The 18,893-nt window shown below is 41.5% G+C and carries 20 protein-coding genes and 1 tRNA gene; 13 read left to right on the top strand and 8 right to left on the bottom strand.

Annotated features, from left to right (window positions below):
* Positions 1-439: 439 nt before the first annotated feature.
* The 3 genes from RE476_RS01470 to RE476_RS01460 are packed head-to-tail and all read right to left on the bottom strand — an operon-like array spanning position 440 to position 2,571.
* Complete coding sequence (locus RE476_RS01470; protein WP_309308505.1) at positions 440-1,615, bottom strand: aminotransferase class I/II-fold pyridoxal phosphate-dependent enzyme; 1,176 nt, start codon at positions 1,613-1,615, stop codon at positions 440-442.
* Positions 1,616-1,646: 31 nt separating this feature from the next.
* Positions 1,647-2,138: an Lrp/AsnC family transcriptional regulator gene (locus RE476_RS01465; RefSeq protein ID WP_309308503.1), complete on the bottom strand. Its 492-nt coding sequence runs from the start codon at positions 2,136-2,138 to the stop codon at positions 1,647-1,649.
* Positions 2,139-2,196: 58 nt separating this feature from the next.
* On the bottom strand, positions 2,197-2,571 hold the full coding sequence (locus RE476_RS01460; RefSeq protein ID WP_309308501.1) for a 30S ribosomal protein S8e: 375 nt from the start codon (positions 2,569-2,571) through the stop codon (positions 2,197-2,199).
* Positions 2,572-2,804: 233 nt separating this feature from the next.
* Here RE476_RS01460 and RE476_RS01455 point away from each other — a divergent pair, with 233 nt between their 5' ends.
* Complete coding sequence (locus tag RE476_RS01455) at positions 2,805-3,725, top strand: ribonuclease Z (RefSeq protein WP_309308499.1); 921 nt, start codon at positions 2,805-2,807, stop codon at positions 3,723-3,725.
* A 35-nt stretch (positions 3,726-3,760) separates the two neighbouring features.
* Here RE476_RS01455 and RE476_RS01450 read toward each other — a convergent pair whose 3' ends face one another.
* Both RE476_RS01450 and RE476_RS01445 read right to left on the bottom strand, forming a co-directional pair.
* Positions 3,761-4,027: a hypothetical protein gene (locus RE476_RS01450; protein ID WP_309308497.1), complete on the bottom strand. Its 267-nt coding sequence runs from the start codon at positions 4,025-4,027 to the stop codon at positions 3,761-3,763.
* Positions 4,028-4,065: 38 nt separating this feature from the next.
* Positions 4,066-5,193 (bottom strand): AAA family ATPase, encoded by a 1,128-nt coding sequence (locus RE476_RS01445; RefSeq protein ID WP_309308494.1) that lies wholly within the window; start codon positions 5,191-5,193, stop codon positions 4,066-4,068.
* 142 nt (positions 5,194-5,335) lie between these two features.
* Here RE476_RS01445 and RE476_RS01440 point away from each other — a divergent pair, with 142 nt between their 5' ends.
* The 3 genes from RE476_RS01440 (at position 5,336) to RE476_RS01430 (ending at position 8,638) form a co-directional block, all read left to right on the top strand.
* Entirely contained in the window at positions 5,336-7,567 is a 2,232-nt protein-coding gene (locus tag RE476_RS01440) for a sensor histidine kinase (protein WP_309308492.1), read from the top strand.
* A gap of 101 nt (positions 7,568-7,668) precedes the next feature.
* The gene (locus RE476_RS01435) at positions 7,669-8,448 is read left to right on the top strand and encodes a sulfide-dependent adenosine diphosphate thiazole synthase (RefSeq protein WP_309308490.1); all 780 of its coding nucleotides are present in this window, start codon (positions 7,669-7,671) and stop codon (positions 8,446-8,448) included.
* Between the two features lie 115 nt (positions 8,449-8,563).
* A tRNA-His gene (locus RE476_RS01430) sits at positions 8,564-8,638 on the top strand.
* Between the two features lie 328 nt (positions 8,639-8,966).
* Here the strand turns inward: RE476_RS01430 and purF are convergent.
* The 3 genes from purF to RE476_RS01415 form a co-directional block, all read right to left on the bottom strand.
* Entirely contained in the window at positions 8,967-10,382 is a 1,416-nt protein-coding gene (purF, locus tag RE476_RS01425; RefSeq protein WP_309308488.1) for an amidophosphoribosyltransferase, read from the bottom strand.
* Positions 10,383-10,405: 23 nt separating this feature from the next.
* Positions 10,406-10,576: a 50S ribosomal protein L37e gene (locus tag RE476_RS01420; RefSeq protein WP_309308486.1), complete on the bottom strand. Its 171-nt coding sequence runs from the start codon at positions 10,574-10,576 to the stop codon at positions 10,406-10,408.
* Positions 10,577-10,685: 109 nt separating this feature from the next.
* Positions 10,686-10,904, bottom strand: a complete 219-nt coding sequence (locus RE476_RS01415; protein WP_023844185.1) for an LSm family protein — start codon at positions 10,902-10,904, stop codon at positions 10,686-10,688.
* A 254-nt stretch (positions 10,905-11,158) separates the two neighbouring features.
* Here RE476_RS01415 and thiD point away from each other — a divergent pair, with 254 nt between their 5' ends.
* From thiD to RE476_RS01370, 9 genes are all read left to right on the top strand, one after another.
* The gene (gene thiD, locus RE476_RS01410) at positions 11,159-12,508 is read left to right on the top strand and encodes a bifunctional hydroxymethylpyrimidine kinase/phosphomethylpyrimidine kinase (RefSeq protein WP_309308479.1); all 1,350 of its coding nucleotides are present in this window, start codon (positions 11,159-11,161) and stop codon (positions 12,506-12,508) included.
* Positions 12,509-12,591: 83 nt separating this feature from the next.
* The gene (locus RE476_RS01405) at positions 12,592-13,887 is read left to right on the top strand and encodes a DEAD/DEAH box helicase (RefSeq protein ID WP_309308477.1); all 1,296 of its coding nucleotides are present in this window, start codon (positions 12,592-12,594) and stop codon (positions 13,885-13,887) included.
* Positions 13,888-13,902: 15 nt separating this feature from the next.
* Complete coding sequence (gene trmY / locus RE476_RS01400) at positions 13,903-14,499, top strand: tRNA (pseudouridine(54)-N(1))-methyltransferase TrmY (protein WP_309308475.1); 597 nt, start codon at positions 13,903-13,905, stop codon at positions 14,497-14,499.
* 91 nt (positions 14,500-14,590) lie between these two features.
* Positions 14,591-15,883, top strand: coding sequence for a tRNA pseudouridine(54/55) synthase Pus10 (locus RE476_RS01395; protein WP_309308473.1), 1,293 nt, complete (start codon positions 14,591-14,593; stop codon positions 15,881-15,883).
* Positions 15,884-15,951: 68 nt separating this feature from the next.
* Entirely contained in the window at positions 15,952-16,245 is a 294-nt protein-coding gene (locus RE476_RS01390) for a 50S ribosomal protein L21e (RefSeq protein WP_309308472.1), read from the top strand.
* A gap of 146 nt (positions 16,246-16,391) precedes the next feature.
* On the top strand, positions 16,392-16,745 hold the full coding sequence (locus RE476_RS01385; RefSeq protein WP_309308470.1) for an RNA polymerase Rpb4 family protein: 354 nt from the start codon (positions 16,392-16,394) through the stop codon (positions 16,743-16,745).
* Positions 16,746-16,825: 80 nt separating this feature from the next.
* Positions 16,826-17,419: a DUF655 domain-containing protein gene (locus RE476_RS01380; RefSeq protein WP_309308468.1), complete on the top strand. Its 594-nt coding sequence runs from the start codon at positions 16,826-16,828 to the stop codon at positions 17,417-17,419.
* A 17-nt stretch (positions 17,420-17,436) separates the two neighbouring features.
* The gene (gene rsmA, locus RE476_RS01375) at positions 17,437-18,246 is read left to right on the top strand and encodes a 16S rRNA (adenine(1518)-N(6)/adenine(1519)-N(6))-dimethyltransferase RsmA (protein ID WP_309308466.1); all 810 of its coding nucleotides are present in this window, start codon (positions 17,437-17,439) and stop codon (positions 18,244-18,246) included.
* A gap of 13 nt (positions 18,247-18,259) precedes the next feature.
* Complete coding sequence (locus RE476_RS01370; protein ID WP_309308465.1) at positions 18,260-18,859, top strand: HemK2/MTQ2 family protein methyltransferase; 600 nt, start codon at positions 18,260-18,262, stop codon at positions 18,857-18,859.
* The last annotated feature ends 34 nt before the right edge of the window (positions 18,860-18,893 follow it).

Genomic DNA, 18,893 nt, shown 5'->3' with positions numbered 1-18,893 from the left:
ACTTTTTACTAACAAAATAAGATGATGAGTTGCTATGCTACTCAGTGGTTAGAATGAAACAAAATATGCTGAAGAACAGAACGTGGGCAAAAGCTTTTTTTGGGAGAGATATGAATTGAGTGCTGAGGGAATCCATCCACGTCCTGTTAATTATGATGCGTTTTTTACTTCAGCTTTTTCCGATGAAACACATCGTACCACCAATTAGTCAGCAGAAACTGAATCCCAGATTCTGTGACTACAATTTCAACTATTTGTTGTTACTACTTAAATATATCTACATTGAACAATATAATGAGACTCATAATTATGAGATTGTGGATTTAAAGAGAGACTTAAATGAAATTAAGCTAATAAATAGAATTTACGAGCAAAATATCACTATACAACCTAAAAAATGGAATTAAAAATTCCATTACAAATCAAAAATAAGCCCGTTTCACAGACTATCAACAAAAGCCCCGATACGTTCCAGTGCCTTTTCAATTTCTTCTCTGGAAGTTGCATATGAGCACCTGAGGAAACCTGTGCCAGCTTCACCGAACACATTACCTGGGATTGTGACGACCTTCTGCTCGTTCAGCAGACGTTCTGCGAACTGGTCGGAAGTTAAGCCAGTGTTCTTTATGGAAGGGAAAGCATAGAATGCGCCCTTTGGCTCGAAACAGTCGAGCCCTATCTTGTTCAGGCCACTTATGATAAGGTGTCTGCGACGATCATAGTCACGGACCATCTTTTCCATTTCATTTGTGCCGTTCTTGAGGGCTTCTATGGCTCCTATCTGTGCCGTGATTGGAGCACAGAGCATGGAATACTGGTGTATCAGCATCATAGCACTGATGATCTTCGGATTAGCCATTGCATATGCCATCCTAAAACCAGTCATTGCGTATGCTTTGGAAAAACCATTCAACAGGATGGTCCTGTCACGCATTCCTTCAAGTGAGGAGAAACAGGTGTGTCCACCGTTGTATGTAAGGCAGTCATAGACCTCGTCGGATATGACCATTATGTCATGCTCGCAGACAACATCCGCGATAGCCTCAAAATCCTCCCTGCCCATTGTGGCACCGGTAGGATTGTTAGGATAATTGATAATAACAGCCTTGGTCTTGTCTGTAATAGCAGATTCAAGCTCCTCGGCAGTCAGTTTGAAATTATTCTCCAGCTTCGTTGAAACAATTACAGGCACGCCACCTGCAAACATCACAGAAGGCACATAGGCTACATATGAAGGCTGGACTACAATGATCTCATCACCAGGATTGGTGATGGCACGGATTGCAACATCAAGAGCTTCACTGACACCTGAAGTTACCAATATCTCGGAAGCAGGGTTGTAATCAACACCGTACTTTGTGGAAAAGAGATTTGAGATCTCTTCCCTCAGTTCAATAAGACCATAATTGGAAGTATATGAGGTTTCACCACATTCAAGGGAATGGATACACGCTTCTCTAATATGCCACGGAGTAACATAATCAGGTTCACCTACACCAAGAGAGATCACGTCATCTATCTCTGATGCAAGATCAAAATAGCGACGTATGCCCGATGGAGGGACTTTCTTCATAACATCCGCTACAAATTCCGAAGAGTTGCATGCCTTTCTCATATATTATACATCCTGTATGATATGACTCTAATCAGGGAGTCACCAGTAAACGTGTAACATGGTCCTGCTCGTAGAGGATAACGCCATCCTCCTTATAGGTCTTCAGGACAAAATGAGTTGTTGTATGCTGAACCTGTTCAAGAGTGGAGATCTTCTCTGCAACAAAGAAAGCAACTTCCTTCATAGACTTGCCTGAAACGGTAAGTGAGAGATCATATTGTCCTGAGAGCAGCCTTACAGAGCGCACTTCAGGGAACTTGTACAAGCGTTCAACAAGATCCTGGTAGCCGAGTTTCCTCTCAAGGGTCACTTTCAGCTCGATGACTGCGTAGACATACTCGTCACCTGCCATATCCCAATCAATGACAGTCTTGTACTTACGAATCACGCCAGCATCTTCGAGTTCTTTTACCCTTTTACTAACCCCATCGACAGTAAGCCCTGTCATAGCTGCGATTTTCTCATGACTTGTCCTTGCATCTTCTTCAAGGCATTCCAGAATATGACGAGTTTTATCATCCATATATAGCAACCCCATAATACCAGACGAACAAATTAAAAAATAAAAAAAAAATGCTCGATTATTCGAGCAATACTGCGTTCACTACACCATCCTGACCTGGACGGCTTGTGATCTTTGCATTACCAATAGATGTCTTGATAATGGAACCCTTTGTAAGAATGTTACGCCTGATGTAGTGCCCATTTGCAGCATTTCCGGTTACGGTCTCTATGCTTGCGGTCTGAGTCTTACCCTGTGAGTCAGTTACGTTTGCAACATTGCACTGGAGTAGCCTTACTTTCCTGTTTCCGCCTCTGGTTGCAACGTTCTTCCTCTTTGTCTCGTTAATGTGAGTATCAGCTGATTCACGACCAAGCTCGAATTTCCTCTTACCACGAGCCGTTTTAACTTTAGCACCTGTGTATTTCCTTCTAGATCTGCCTTGCCATTTCATGATATATCCTCTTATGATTGTTATATAATTGTGAATGAATTACCATTAGGAATTCTGTTTAAATCTGGTATGATTTATGGACGTTCCTTTAATAATAAGATGCTATATGAAGTTTTCGAGTGGTTTCATAACGGCACTCACACAGAAAATAGAAAGCAATATAGATACAATTTGCCATTGCCAACTATCAAGTATAGACAATTCATAAATAATTATAACACTTATATAGAGCTATGCTTCGCGTAACATTTCTTGGAACTGGAGGTTCACTCCCAACACCTGAACGCAATCCATCGGCCATTATGGTCAACCGTGAAGGCGAGCTGATGCTCTTTGATTGTGGAGAAGGAACACAACAACAGATGATGCGGGCTAAGACCGGAATGAAAGCATTATCCTCCATATTCATAACACACTTCCATGCAGACCATATACTTGGGATCCCTGGACTCATACAGACAATGTCATTCCATGGAAGAACTGAGCCATTGAAAATCTATGGCCCCCACTGGGTTCATGAATTCGCCAAAATACTCAGTGCACTTGGCTACTATAAACTGCGTTTTGAGATCGATGCCATTGACCTGAATCCGGGAGATATCATCAAACGGGATGAATATTCCATAATGGCCTTAAAAACAGAACACAGCATACCCAGTTTGGGATATGCCCTCATAGAGAATGAACGAATAGGAAAGTTCAACCGCCAGAAAGCCATCGATCTTGGAGTTCAACCAGGACCACTCTTTTCCAAACTTCATCGAGGAGAATCCGTAGAAGTAGATGGCAAATTAATCCACTCAAAAGATGTAGTGGGAGATGGGCGCCCCGGAAGGAAAATAGTTTACACAGGAGATACCCGGCCCTGTAAAGCCATACTTGAAGCCAGTAAGGATGCAGACCTCCTTATACACGATTCCACACTTGCAAGCGACCAGCAGGAATGGGCAATTGAGTCTATGCATTCAACTGCGCAGGAGGCTGCGGCTCTGGCAAAGGAAGCAAATGTGCTGAGACTCGTACTTACACATATAAGCTCCAGATATTCAGATGATGCAAGTCAGCTATTTGAAGAAGCTAAAGATATTTTCGAAAAAGTGGTTGTCGCCGAGGACATGATGGAACTTGACATCCCATACAAGGATAAAAAATGAATTAAGAATAAGATATAAGATATAAAAAATAAAACTTAAAGGAAGGTCCAGTCAAGCCGCTGGTTGTCAGCATCGTAGAGGGAAACTTCCATGGTCATTTCTTCAAGTTCATAAGGAAGGGTTTTCACACCTATATAAAGAATGTCACCAGGGCCATAATTAAAACCTTCTGCTTTGACCTTTCCGAAATACACACGACCTCCAGATTCGATCTCCTGGACGACGACTCCTTTCCATATAAGGGAGTCAATCACATTAACGACAACGCATTCAAATCTGTCAGACTCATTTACTTCAGACATAGTCCACCGATATATTTGCCAGGTTTAAAAAGATATGCTTAAATGTACATCCTGTCGGAATTTGATGGCTGTGGGATATTCTTCAGTTTCTTGACTGAAGCAAGCAAATCTTCAGCAGATACGAATTCCCTGTCCTCTATGATAACATTGTGAAGTGCAGTCTTAAGAACTTTGCCAACAAGATCCCTTCCGGAAAGTCCCCCAGTCATCTTCGCTATTGCCTTAAGGTCAACACCTTTTGCAGGGATGGGGAAGGTTTCTATATTAGACTCCAGAATTTCAAGACGCTCTTTTTCATCAGGCAGCGTGAACTCGATCTCTTCTTCAAATCTACTCCTTACAGCAGGGTCTATCGTATCAGTACGGTTAGTAGCCCCAATTGTGCATACACCCGGACGCTCGACAATACCGTCCATCTCCGTAAGCAGTGCATTCACGATCTCTGCAACGTCCCCACGCAATTCCTGATGCCTGCGATCAAGAGCAATGGCGTCCAGTTCATCGATGAAAAGGATACATGGTGCCATTTCCTGTGCCCGCTCATACAACTGATGTATCTGTCGGGCGCCTTCACCTACGAATTCACCGATTAGTTCCGTAGCCTTTACAGGAATAATGGGCACATGAGCTTTATTTGCCAGTGCTTTTGCAAGCATGGTCTTGCCAGTACCGGATGGTCCGTAAAAGAGGACATTTCGTGGTGCCCATTTACCAAATTTGTCAGGTGCTTCCAGAAAGCGTTCTATCAGTTTACATTTCTTACGCGCATTTTGCTGACCTATGACATCATCAAAGGTAACATCACTTCTAAACTCTATTGTAGGAACATTACCCGCAACCGTATCCCTGACAATAATACGAGTATTCTGCCCGATGACCGAACCTGGAGGTTCAACATCGGCAACCTTGTAAGCAAAATCAGGATACATGCGGCGGTCAAAAAGATAATCACCTTTATGCGCCTTGTAACCTTTCCACTGTTCTCTGGCATAATGTTCAAAAACACCAGGATCTGTGATCTCAGGGTACTCATCAAGGACACTGGCCATAGGATAACCTGCCGGCTCCATGACAAGGAACTCTGCTGTACACTCTGCAGGTTCTGTATTTGATTCACGAGTAGATTTAGAGCTAGTTTTCTGGGCGGTCCGTACTATAAATATCATCTCTTTTTTCTTCTAATAACTAAATGAATTAAGGAAACTATTAAATCTAACCCTTAAAGGTTTCGGAACGAACAACAAATTTAAACCCCATAATATACAAACGAATCATAAATATACTAATTAAAACAATATATTTAGTAGGATGAAAAGTGAACATACGATAAAGAATATGAAAATAACAGGTGTTGCAAATACCGTATTTCTTTTGATTGTTTGTATATTAGGATTCGTATTACTTGCACCATTCATAATTTCAAAGGATACAAGTTCCATAGTAATCAGTTCGGTTTTGATAGGATTCACATTCATAGCCATAATCTATGCCAGTAGCCATATTGAAAAAAAGAACATAGAGCTGGAAACAAAGATTACTGAACTGGACACAAAACGTGAAGAACTTGAATACCTTGTAAAACGCAACGCAAAGATAGAGGTAATGATATCTTCACTCATATCGATGTTCATCACTCCAAAAGACATTGACGGCACCATACATGAAGCTTTACAGAAAACGGCCACGCTCTGTGATTCTGAAAAAAGTACCCTATTCCTGTATAAAAATAACAGTAACCCCTACATATCACACCAATGGAACAAACATCAGAATCAGAAAAGCATCTTTGAAAATGCAGGCTTTTCAAACTTTCCATGGATAAAAGAGAAACTGAAGAAAAAAGAAATAATCTTTATCTCAAAAGACACTAAACTTCGCGAAAATGCAGACAGAGAAAGGAATAGCATATTTTCAGGAGGATTACAGTCCCTCTTGATAATACCGGTGGAATCAAATGGTGAATCAATAGGTTTCATCAGCATCGAAAATGATAACATGGCTGATGCCTGTTTCCAGGAATACTCCCAGACGCTGAAAGTGGTTTCAGAACTTATAAGCATGGCATTGAATCATAGGTCATTCCTCAAAGACATAGCCCTTTTCAAGAATCTGATAAACAGATCTAATGACTTCATCTTTGTTATTGATATGGAAAAGAACATCATCATAGATGTAAATGAAACTGCATGCCAGGAACTTGGGTACACCAGAGATGAGATCCTCAGTATGGAAAAACACGATATCCACTCACTTTTCAATGATAATTTCTGGGAGAATGACCTTCGGAACCTTTTTGGAAACAGTTATCTTGAACCAAATAAAATACTGACAAGAAAAGACGGAAGCATATTACATGCTGAAATAAACGTCACTTTTTCCACCCTTAACCAGTATAATTATGCCCTTGCAATTGTACGTGACATCACAAAACGCAGAGATATTGAAAGCATACTTGCAAAGACAAAAGAAGTTATGCAACTGGCACTTGAAGGTGCAAATCTTGGAACATGGGACTGGAACCTCAAGACAAATGAAGTCATGTACGATGAACGTTGGGCCGAAATGATGGGATATGACCTGGCAGACATCGAAGGTAACATTGAAAGCTGGAGAAAGCTAACCTACCCGGACGACCTTAAAATAGTACAGGAAAATATCAATAAGCACCTGCAAGGAAAAACACCTTTCTTAGAGTCTGAATTCAGGGTGAGGAATAGCAAAGGAAAGTGGCAGTGGATACTTGCCAGAGGGAAGTTGACAGAGTGGGACAAAAACAATGAACCTTTCAGGTTCACAGGAACTACAATGGATCTTGACGAGAGAAAGAGAGTCGAAGAAGAGCTTCTCCGTTCAAATGAGCTAAAGGACCTGTTCACAGATATAATGCGCCATGATATACTCAATCCTGCAGGGAACATAAAAGGATATTTAGAATTGCTTTATGAGATGGAAGATGATCCCACAAAAGCAAAATATGTCGCGAATATACAAAAGAACAATAACAAGCTTATTGAAATGATAGAGACAGCTGCCCAATTTGCTAAATTGGAATCCATTGATGAGCTGAATGTTGCCAGAATGGACATAAAAACCATCCTGATAAGTGTGATAGAGCAATTCGACCAGCACCTTCTGGAAAAGAATATGGAAATTGAATTGAAAGTAAGCGACAGTTGTTTCGCCATGCTTAATCCTATTGTCGAAGAGATATTTTCTAATTATATATCGAATGCCATAAAGTACAGCCCGGAAAATACAAGAATTTTCGTAGATGTCATCGACTCCAACTATCAGTGGAAAGTAACCGTGACTGATTTTGGAGAAGGAATATCAGATGAGGCAAAGCCGCTTGTATTTGACCGTTTCAAAAGAGTAAACAAAACAGGTGTGAAAGGCAGTGGACTTGGACTTGCCATTGTCAAAAAAATAGCTGAACTTCTTGGTGGAACAGTGGGCGTTGAAGATAATCCTGCAGGAAAGGGCAGTATATTCTGGGTCCGGCTGAAAAAATGCCAAAATGATTCTGAAATCAAAAACTGATTAAAATAGCGTGCATCGTCCTTTTGCCCCATTAACTTTAATAAAGATAGACCTATCAGAGCCAATTGATAATTTGATATTAATTCTGATGAGGAAATAAAATGGAACTAGATGAGATCGTTATTACAAGAGCCATAGTTGATGAATTTTCAAAGGTTTTCCTTGATTATATTGATGTGGACGTAGCACTCGTAGGCGGAGGACCTGCAAATCTGGTTGCTGCCAAATATCTTGGAGAGGCAGGTTTAAAAACTGTTCTTTTTGAGAAAAAACTCTCAATAGGAGGGGGAATGTGGGGAGGAGGGATGATGTTCCCCAGAATAGTGGTCCAGGAAGAGGCAAAACATATCCTTGATGAATTCGGAATTAACTACCACGAATACGAAAAAGGATACTATGTTGCAAGCTCCATAGAATCTGTTGCAAAGCTGATATGCGGTGCAACCGAAGCAGGTGTGGAGATATTCAATCTTATTGACGTAGAAGACGTAATGATTCGTGAGGATGACGCAGTTTGTGGCCTTGTCATCAACTGGGGACCGGTTTCCATGGCACGCCTTCATGTAGACCCTCTTGCAGTGCGTGCAAAGGTTGTTATTGACGGAACAGGACATGATGCAGGCGTCTGCAGTACTGTCCAGCGCAAGGTACCAGGCGCAGAACTTGGAGAACTGGGCGTTGTTGGGGAAAAACCAATGTGGGCTGATGTAGGAGAGCGTATGTTAATGGAAACTACAAGAGAGGTATACCCAGGGCTCATAGTCACTGGAATGGCAGCTAATGCCGTTGCAGGTGCCCCAAGAATGGGACCGGTCTTTGGTGGAATGATGCTATCCGGCAAAAAGGCTGCCGAAATTGCCATAGAGAAGTTGAAAAAATAAGACAGGATATAAATAAAACAGGCCATATCCACAGTTCGAAAATACTTTTTGATGAAAAGATTTATCTAAGAAACGGACATCTATAGGGTGCTTTCAAGGAAAGCACCTACTTCGAGCCGGGGTAGGGTAGCGGTTATCCTGTAGCCCTGTGGAGGCTACGATTCGAGTTCGATTCTCGATCCCGGCCCCATATACCTATTTTCCTGATTCTGATTAGAAACAAAATGATGAAGAAGTTGTCTTTTGTTATTTGTTAATATTTTGGTCCCAATATTGCAAGCACATTAGAGGACACTACGTGTGAATGATAGCAAAAATAAAATTAATATCCCAACTATAAGTAGAATAATGAAAAAAAAACCATATCCAGCAAGGGGTGGTACATCCTTGCATGAATATTAGCATTCCAAAGTTTGCTAAATATAAGTCATAACCTGCCACTATATAAAGCCACACACTTTGTGTGCGTGTTTAATTTATTGACAAAGACACCATCACAAAAAAAGGAAATGTTGAAACTAGAATTCATGTAGTTTCAATTGTCTTCTCTGGCAGATATTTTCACCAGGAATCTCCACAGGGTAAGCAGATGTAAGACATCCCAGACACAGTTCATCCCTGTTAATACCAATTGATTCCACCAGACCATCTATACTCAGATAACCCAATGAATCCGCATTGATCACAGCTTCAACCCCAGGTATGGTTTTATGGGCTGCTATCAGCTCATCTCTTGAAGCCATATCAATACCAAGATAACATGGTGCAACTATAGGAGGACTTCCTATACGTGCATGCACCTCACTAGCACCGGCATTGCGAACCATATCTATAATTCGACGGGAAGTAGTACCTCTTACGATGCTGTCATCAACAAGAATAACTTTTTTACCTTTGATGTTCTCACCAATGGTATTCATCTTAAGACGTACAGCAGTTTCGCGCATTGCCTGACCAGGAAGAATGAAAGTACGACCGATATAACGATTCTTCATGAGACTCTCTTCATAATCGATCTTTGATTCCTTGGAAAAGCCAATCGCAGATGTGATACCTGAATCAGGCACAGGAGAAACCATGTCAGCTTCAACCGGATGTTCACGAGCCAGCCTTTCTCCAATCCTTTCACGAACCTTGTACACAAGTTGTCCGTCAATTATAGAGTCAGGGCGTGCAAAATAAACATACTCAAAGACACAATGAGCAGAGTATTTTTCATCAAATAACTGGTGTGATTCGACATCGCCATTTCGGAAGATTACAAGTTCACCAGGTTTAACATCCCTTAAGAGTTTCCCGTTGAGCGTATCAATAGCCACACTCTCAGAAGCAACAACAAACCCAGAATCAATAGTACCTATACAGAGCGGTTTGAACCCAAGTGGATCCCTTACAGCCATGAGAAGGTCATCTATCATGATGGCCAGAGAATAAGAACCATTGAGCTGCTTCATTACATTACGTACAGCCTCAACAACATCATGTTTGAGAAGTTCCTTTACCAAAAGATGAGCAATTACTTCAGTATCAGAACTTGCAACGAAAATATGCCCTTCCGCTTCAAGCTGTGTGCGCAAGTCATGACTATTAACCAGATTACCATTGTGCGCAAGTGACACACTGCCACTTTTGTAATTAACGATAAATGGCTGACAGTTTTCTATGCGTGAATCACCAGAAGTAGAATAGCGCACATGACCAATACCAACATCACCTTTGAGACCTACAAGATCATCCTTGTTAAAGACCTCAGGCACAAGGCCCATACCTTTAATAGTTCCCGGATGTTTGCCGTCATGAACAGTGATACCAGCCGATTCCTGGCCACGATGCTGAAGAGCGTATAACGCATAGTAGATACGAAGTGCGGAAGGGACTGGATGCAGTTCCGGATTGAACTGGATGATCCCCACAACACCGCATTCTTCGCGCATTTATAGTCCTAGTCTAAAAAGACTCAGTATTTGCACTTTGCTTGCCATTTGTAGCTTCTCATGCGTGAGGTTTTTCCAAAGCCGCATGAAGTACATTCTTTTGTATGAATGTTAAGTGAAACACTACCACAGCGCCTGCATTTCACATGCGTGCGCTTTTGCCTTTTACCCATTGAGGGAGTACCTTTTGACATTTATAATCACCTTTGAGTTGAAATTAATTTGTATTAGTTGTAGCCAGTATATGGATGGCTTAGAGTTTACCCTTGATACGGCTAGTAGTTCTTATAGATTACGTTTGTTTCAAGGAGAAACATATACTACGTTGTCACCTCTGATAACAACACTACCCAGTTTTCTCACAATCTCTCCTTCCTTAAGCTCTTCCGCATCATCCAGTACGAGGTTCATGTGAACATCGTAACCCTGGAGTTTACCACGAAATTCTCTTGCGCCTTTAAGTCTCACAATTACAGGTGTGTTCAAAGCATCGTTCAATATATCAAGAGGTCTGTTTCCCATTTTAGTCGCCCTCAGTTAAATAAATTCGAATAATTATACGCGTATTAAATTGTAAATTTGTTTATTTACTTATACATGTTGCGATGCTCCAATGTCGCAGATTCAGTATATAAAACTATCGCAGATGACAGCTTTTACACAAACAAACTGGCCATATCGCAAAGATATATAGGTTCGGCTAACCAACTAATATATAACTAACAAGACATTTAAGAGCTGCGTCACACGGCAATAACGATACAAAGAGGATTAAGATGAGCAAAATACCAGTAATACTTACAATTGCAGGTTCTGACTCAGGTGGAGGAGCAGGAATAGAAGCAGATGTAAAAACAATAGCTTCCATAGGACTGCACCCTGCATGTGCCATCACATCAGTGACCGCACAGAACACAACCGGAGTTCTGAGTGCATATGACATCCCTTGTGAAGTAATACAGAACCAGATAGATGCCGTTTGTGATGACATGGATATAAGATATGCCAAGTCAGGCATGCTATCATCTTCAGATATAATATCAACCGTTGCAAAGATGGTAAAAAAACATGATCTTAAACTGGTTGTCGATCCCGTTATGGCAGCAGAGGCCGGAGGAGATCTGCTCCGAAAAGATGCCGTATCAACCTTAAAGGAAGAACTTCTACCCGTAAGCGAAGTCGTGACACCAAACATAAATGAAGCAAATATCCTTTCCGGAATGCAGATAACTAATGTAGAGGAAGCAAAGGAAGCTGCAAAAGTAATCAGCCAGACAGGTGTCAAAATAGTAATTGTTACCGGCGGCCACCTCGATGCATCGGACATAATATATGATTCCGAAAAAGACACTTACACAATAATACCCGGAACTTTCGTGAAGGGTGGAACACACGGATCAGGATGCACATATTCTGCCGCACTGGCATCATCCCTTGCGCAGGGATACAAAATTGATGAAGCTGCAAAGGTAGCAAAGGACTTCGTGGTGGAAGCCATCAAAGGAAGTGTGCCAGTTGGAAAAGGAGTAGGGCCTGTTAACCAGCTAGCCAGTATCCTGCAAAACTCTGAAAGATATACAGTCTTGCAGAACATGAAAGAAGGAGTGAGGATACTCACAGGATGCAAAGAATTTGCAGGACTTATCCCCGAAGTCGGATGCAACATAGCAATGGCATTGCCAGCTGCAGAGTCAACAGAAGATATAGCTGCCGTTACAGGCAGGATCGTGAAACTTAAAGGAACTGTACATGTTGTTGGCGACATTGAATTTGGTGCGAGCAGCCATGTTGCCCGCATAATACTGGCATCAATGAAATATGACCCCATATCCAGAGCTGCTGTAAATATAAGATATTCCGAACAGCTCATAGACATATGCCAGGAACTTGACTTCAGCATCTCTTCATTTTCCAGAGATGAAGAACCTGAAAATACACACACTATGGATTGGGGGACAGAAGATGCTATTAAAAAGTATGGAAGCGTGCCAGACATAATCTCTGACAAGGGCGGCATTGGAAAGGAAGCAATGATCAGAATAATAGGCCACAGCGCCACAGAAGTCACACAGAAGGCTGCAAAGATAGCTGAAAAATATGCGGCCCGGAAAACTAAACTAAACTAAACTAAAAAGTTAATGCCAACACATTACACTTTTTTAATTTACGATAATCACTAACATCGGGTTTTCTCAAGAGTGGAAATAAAATGGAAACAGAAACATTCAGTGGACTTTATCTTTCAAAGGAGATAAGGAAAAGCATTAAGGAAATGGGATTCAGGGAACTAACAGAGATCCAGGAAAAATGCATCCCCCTTATCCAGGACGGAAAAGACATCATCGGGCAGGCACAGACCGGTACAGGAAAAACAGCAGCATTTGGAATACCCCTGATGGAACTTCTGGACCCTACTAATAAAAAGACCCAGGCATTGGTAGTGTGCCCCACCAGAGAACTGGCAAACCAGGTATCTGAAGAACTCAGCAAACTTGTAAAATACATCCCGCAACTCAATGTGATATCCATATACGGAGGACTGTCAGTCGATTCCCAGATCAGTGCACTAAAAACAGGAGCCCAGATCATAGTAGGGACACCGGGACGATTGATAGATCATCTCGAAAGACAAACGATGCATACTGATGATATTAGTATTGTGATACTTGACGAAGCTGATGAGATGCTGAATATGGGCTTCAGGGAAGATATCGAAAAAATACTTGATAGCACCCCATCCGGCAGGCAGACATTGCTCTTTTCAGCAACGATGCCCGGACCCATATTAAGATTGACAGAGCAATACCAGAAAGACCCTATCCACATTAAAGTAATTAAAGAAGAACTTACAGTTCCACAGGTAAAGCAATATTACTTTGAAATAAAGGATAATGCTAAACCAGAGGCTTTGAAAAGACTTATAGAAGCCGAGAATATCAAATCCGCACTCGTATTTTGCAATTCAAAAAAGGATGTTGACAAATTAGTCATAAAACTGGGTTCAAGAGGACATCCTGCCGAGGCACTTCATGGAGACATCAAACAAAAGAAAAGAGAACAGCGGATGGACAGGTTCAAGAACGAGGATATTGGGATCCTGATAGCAACTGACGTAGCTGCCAGAGGAATAGATGTTGATAATATAGAAGTCGTTTTTAACTACGACCTGCCCCAGGGACTTGAGACCTACGTCCACAGGATAGGAAGAACCGCAAGAGCAGGCCGACCGGGACTTGCATATTCATTTGTATCAGGCAAAGAATTAGGGAAACTGAAGGACATAATGAATATCACCAATACGGAAATCATTAAAAGAGAACTTCCCAGCCATAGAGACATAGAGAGAATTAAAGAGAATCGTATCGCCGATGATATCAGGATGCAGATCAGGAGAGGACACCTGGACAAATATGATGACTTTATCACAAGTATTGCAGACGATGATATGAACTACCGGCAGATTGCAGCTGCTCTTGCAAAAATATTACTCAAGGATGAGAAATAAAACAGAGGTAAATAAATGAAAGATTTTGTGATTATTGGACATAAAGCATTAACTACAGGGGACTTTTCACTTAACGACCTGCCCGGTTCCGCCGGAAGAATGGATATTCTTTGCAGGTGCGTCAATTCCGCACTTTTCCTTTCACACGGGATGAGACGCGATATTAATGTCCATCTTGTACTACTGGGAGATCCGGACCCTGGAAAGATAATAAGGTTCAACGGAGAGAAGTTGAAGTACCTCAACCCCGATGAGAGAAGCAGTGGTTCCCTCATAAAGAAGGCACTTGAAAGAGATGCTATTAAATATGAAACACAATCCACGCCTGGCGTATGGATACGTCGTGCAGGACTTGAAGAACTGCTTGCGGAATTCAAGGATGCTGGCAGGGATATATATTACCTGAAAGAAGATGGAAAAGACATCAGAGAATATACGGACCTTAATACAGATGCAGTATTTGTCCTCGGCGACCATATGGGAGTTACCGAAGAGGAAGAAGAGATAATTGCCAGAGTGGCAAAGCAGACGCTTAATATAGGCCCTATTTCACTCCATTCAGACCACTGTATGATTATAATTCATAATGAACTGGACAGGAAAGAAGCATAACCAAAAAAGGTTATATTATATAGTATCCATCTGTTGCCAATCATCCTTATAAAGCCCTATAATAAAGAATTACATACATAAAAGTGATCCAATGACCATACTTGAAACCGCTAAGAAGATAATCAACGAAGGACCCATTTGCGACCATTGCATGGGAAGGCAATTCGCCAAATTATCCACAGGCCTCACCAATGTACAAAGAGGACAGGCCATCAAATTAAGCCTTGCAATGGAAGGAGACGCTTTGTTCAAAGAGGCAGCTGACGAGTCATTACTCGAAGAACTGGCAAAGAGCAGCAACTATGCAAGAAAGACTCTGAAGATTCATGGCGAAGATGAGAAGTGCTGGGTATGCATGGGTATTTTTGATGAACTTGATCAATGGGCTGACAGAGCGGTCGAAAGCATCGGAGAAAGAGAATACTCCACATTCCTTGTGGGCACAAAGGTAAGTGGCCTGATAGGCGAGAATGAAGAGATATTATGGAGTGAATGCGGGATCACACAGGCAGAGCAGTTCAAAACTGAAATGAACCGTGAGGTCGGTAAACTCATAGCTGCACGCACCGGAAAGGAAGTTGAGTTCGAAAGGCCTGACGTTGTTGTGACTCTGGATATTGCAGAGGAATCTACTAGCATTCAGGTAAAGTCACTCTATATACAGGGTAGATACAGGAAACTCGTAAGAGGAATCCCGCAGACAAGATGGCCATGCAGAAGCTGTGGCGGCAGAGGTTGTGAACAATGCGACAATACAGGGAAACAATATCCAGAGTCTGTAGACGAGCTTATCTCTGAAGAAGTTATTAAGGCAACAAAAGGAACAGATACAAAGTTCCATGGAGCCGGACGTGAAGATATCGATGCCCTTATGCTTGGAACTGGAAGACCTTTTGTTGTAGAGGCACTGAATCCTGTTATTCGAAGTATAGATGTATGGGAACTGGAAAACAAGATAAATGAGTTCGCAGGTGGCAAAGTAGAGGTAGAAGGACTTAAGATAGTAGAAAAGAGTGTAGTTGAAAATATAAAGTCTGCAAAGGCGGATAAAGTTTATAACCTTAAAGTTACATTCAAAGAGCCTGTTTCCACGGATAATCTTGCAGATGCTATAGGCTCCCTTGTTGGAGTACAAATACATCAAAGGACTCCACAGCGAGTATCCCACAGAAGAGCGGATCTTGTCCGAAAACGATATGTTCATAACATGCAGCTCATAGAGAAAACAGATGAGTATGCCATCATTGAAGTACACTGTGATGGTGGCCTGTATGTCAAGGAACTTACGTCCGGAGACGAGGGAAGAACTGTACCAAGCCTGACGGAAAAGTTAGGAATACAGGCAACAGTAGCTGAACTTAATGTCGTTAAAGTCGATATTTAATGCATAAGACATCACATTTGAATAATTATAAATTAAGCTAATCATTTAATCAATGGAGGAAAATAATCATGGCAACATCACACGGCGAAAAACACGGTACAAGGTATAAGTTAAAGAAAACCACAAGAGAAAGAGGTCTCTCACCAATCAGCAAGGCAATTCAGGAGTTCGACACCGGACAGATGGTCCACATCGACATTGACCCAAGCATACAGAAAGGAATGCCACACGCAAGATTCCAGGGTAAGACCGGAAAGGTTATTGGTCAGCGTGGCCGCGCTTATCTCTTACAGATAAGGGACGGAAATGCTACAAAAGAGCTCATATCCCTCCCACAGCACCTGAAACCACAGAAATACTAAGTGCGCAGGAATTTCAGGTTCAATAACCTGAAGTACCTTTTTTTATCGTTAGATATATCTTTATTGCGCGTATTTAACGATATAAATATATCTTATTGTCATCGGAAGATGACCTAAACCCCAAATAATGCATAGAGTGTATACCAATGATAGTAAAAGAAGTTCTGAGTGAAGAATTGTTAACCCTGGCTGAAGTAAAGGGTTTGTTGCACGAGATAATGGAAGAACGTCTCAAAGACGAGGAAGAACTTGGATATGAACTGCGTAAAGCTATCAATCATGCAGAAACGTTCTCAAAGACAACTCCTGAAAAAGCAAGGAATCTGGTTAACAAACTTCTTGAGCTTGAAAAAATGAAGCCCGAGATAGCCATCAGACTGGCAGACATAATGCCACAGACAAGAGATGAGCTTAGATCACTTTATGCAAAAGAGAGATTCACACTCCTGGATGAAGAACTCGATCAAATACTAGACCTTGTGGAAGAAGCAATGGATTAGATTTATATTCGATACATCCCTTTTTTAATTTTGAAAGAAGTTGCACCAATAGCAGCAGGTATGCCACAGGAGGAAATTATATGACAACAAGGGGAAAGCCACCTGAGAAAGAAGAATATGCATGGATTCTAGATTATCTTCCATACGGAAGTTCTGATGATAAACGTCCTTCATATCAAAAGAAACCTCTTGTACAGGCTGTCGGAGAGATCCATTTCGTATTAATGGAACTTGTACCTAAAGAAGGGAAAGTACCGGACATCCAGTCCCGGGTATACATAGGAGATGGTGACAGGGATCTCATAGACCATGTAAAGCACCGCATACCATACCAGGACCTAAGCCATGGTGCCCAACTTGAGCTGCCTTACATTCTTGAAAAGACTGTAAAGCATAATGAAGATAAATTTGTCAAATTCTTTAATGATGCTCATCCGATCACAAACAGGTTGCACATGCTTGAATTACTCCCGGGTATTGGGAAAAAACTCATGTGGGCCATTATAGACGAAAGGAAAAAAGGACCTTTCAAAACCCTTGAAGAGCTTCACGAAAGAGTCGGAGGAGTACACTCCCCGGAGAAGACTATCGTCAACAGGATCATAGATGAACTAAAGGACGACAATATCAAGTACAGACTCTTCACAATACCCCCACGTCGTACACGCAATTAATAAAAGGGGTTCATTTTTTGGTTTATGACATACTTAGGAAATATGGTATCCGCGGCGGATACCATGACCAGCATTTTTTAATTGACAAGCGAATCCTTGACAAGATTGTCGAGGCTGCTGATATCAAACCTGACGAGATCATACTTGAGATAGGAGCAGGAATTGGCAACCTGACAGAAAGGCTCATGGATAAAGCAGCTCATGTAATTGCCATTGAAAGAGACCCTGAACTGGTTGATGTCCTGAAAGACCGTTTTGGAGATTCAGATAAACTCACCATTATCCATGGAGACGTACTCGAAGTTGATTTTCCACCTTTTGACAAGGTCGTTTCAAATCTTCCCTATTCCATATCATCCGAGATAACATTCAAGTTGTTCAGATACAATTTCAAACTCGGCATACTCATGTACCAGTACGAGTTTGCACAGAGACTGGTAGCACATGCTAATTCAAAGGACTACAGCCGCCTTTCTGTGAATGCACACTATTTCGCAGACACTTCAATGATTATGAAAATTCCAAAAGGAGCGTTCTCCCCGCCACCAGAAGTCCTCTCTGCAGTAGTTGAAATTATACCCAGACCAGCTGACTTTGAAGTACTGGATGAGAAATACTTCCTTGATTTCGTTACTGCGGTTTTTGGGCAGAGACGTAAGAAGATGAGAAACTCCATACTCAGGAACAAACAACTACTTGGCATCGAAGATATGAATGAATTCATAAATGAATTGCCGGAAGAACTGCTTAACCTGAGACCTGAAAATCTTGAACCTGAACAATTCGCACAACTTGCCAACACGATGTTCAGGCACAAACAAAAATAATTCTTTTTTGAATATGGTTACAATCAAACATCGAAATGCAATGATCAGGCTAGCTGACCAGGTATATGAGCCTGCCGAAGATTCCTATTTACTTGCAGATACCGCCCTTGAGTTAATCAATGATGATATGAATGTCCTGGAAATTGGCACAGGCACAGGTTTTGTATCTGCAGTTCTGAAAGCCAACCGGAATATCAGGCTTGTGGGAACAGAAATAAGCCCTTTAGCTGCAAGCTGTGCAAAATCCAATGGTATCGATGTTATCAGGACGGATATGTTCACAGGGCTTAAAGCCAGAAATCAATTTGACGTTGTGATATTCAATCCCCCATATCTTCCAACATCCGATGATGAAAAAGTTCCAGGGTGGCTGAATTATGCCTTTGACGGAGGTATCAACGGTCGCAAGGACATCAAACCATTCATGGAACAAGTACGTAACTACCTAAAACCTGATGGAATGATCCTATTATTAGTTTCATCCCTTACAGGCATTAAAGAAGTTATGCAGGAAATGGAACAATATGGTTTTAGTCCACAGACTATTGCCAGGGATAAATGCTCTTTTGAAGAACTGGTTGTCATTAAGGCAAAAAGGCTTAATAGTATCTGAAAATTACTTTGCTATCAATCCCAAAAAGTGATTA

This window comes from Methanolobus mangrovi, from assembly GCF_031312535.1.
Taxonomy (GTDB): Archaea; Halobacteriota; Methanosarcinia; order Methanosarcinales; family Methanosarcinaceae; genus Methanolobus; species Methanolobus mangrovi.
This window is presented reverse-complemented; position numbering and strand designations above follow the sequence as displayed.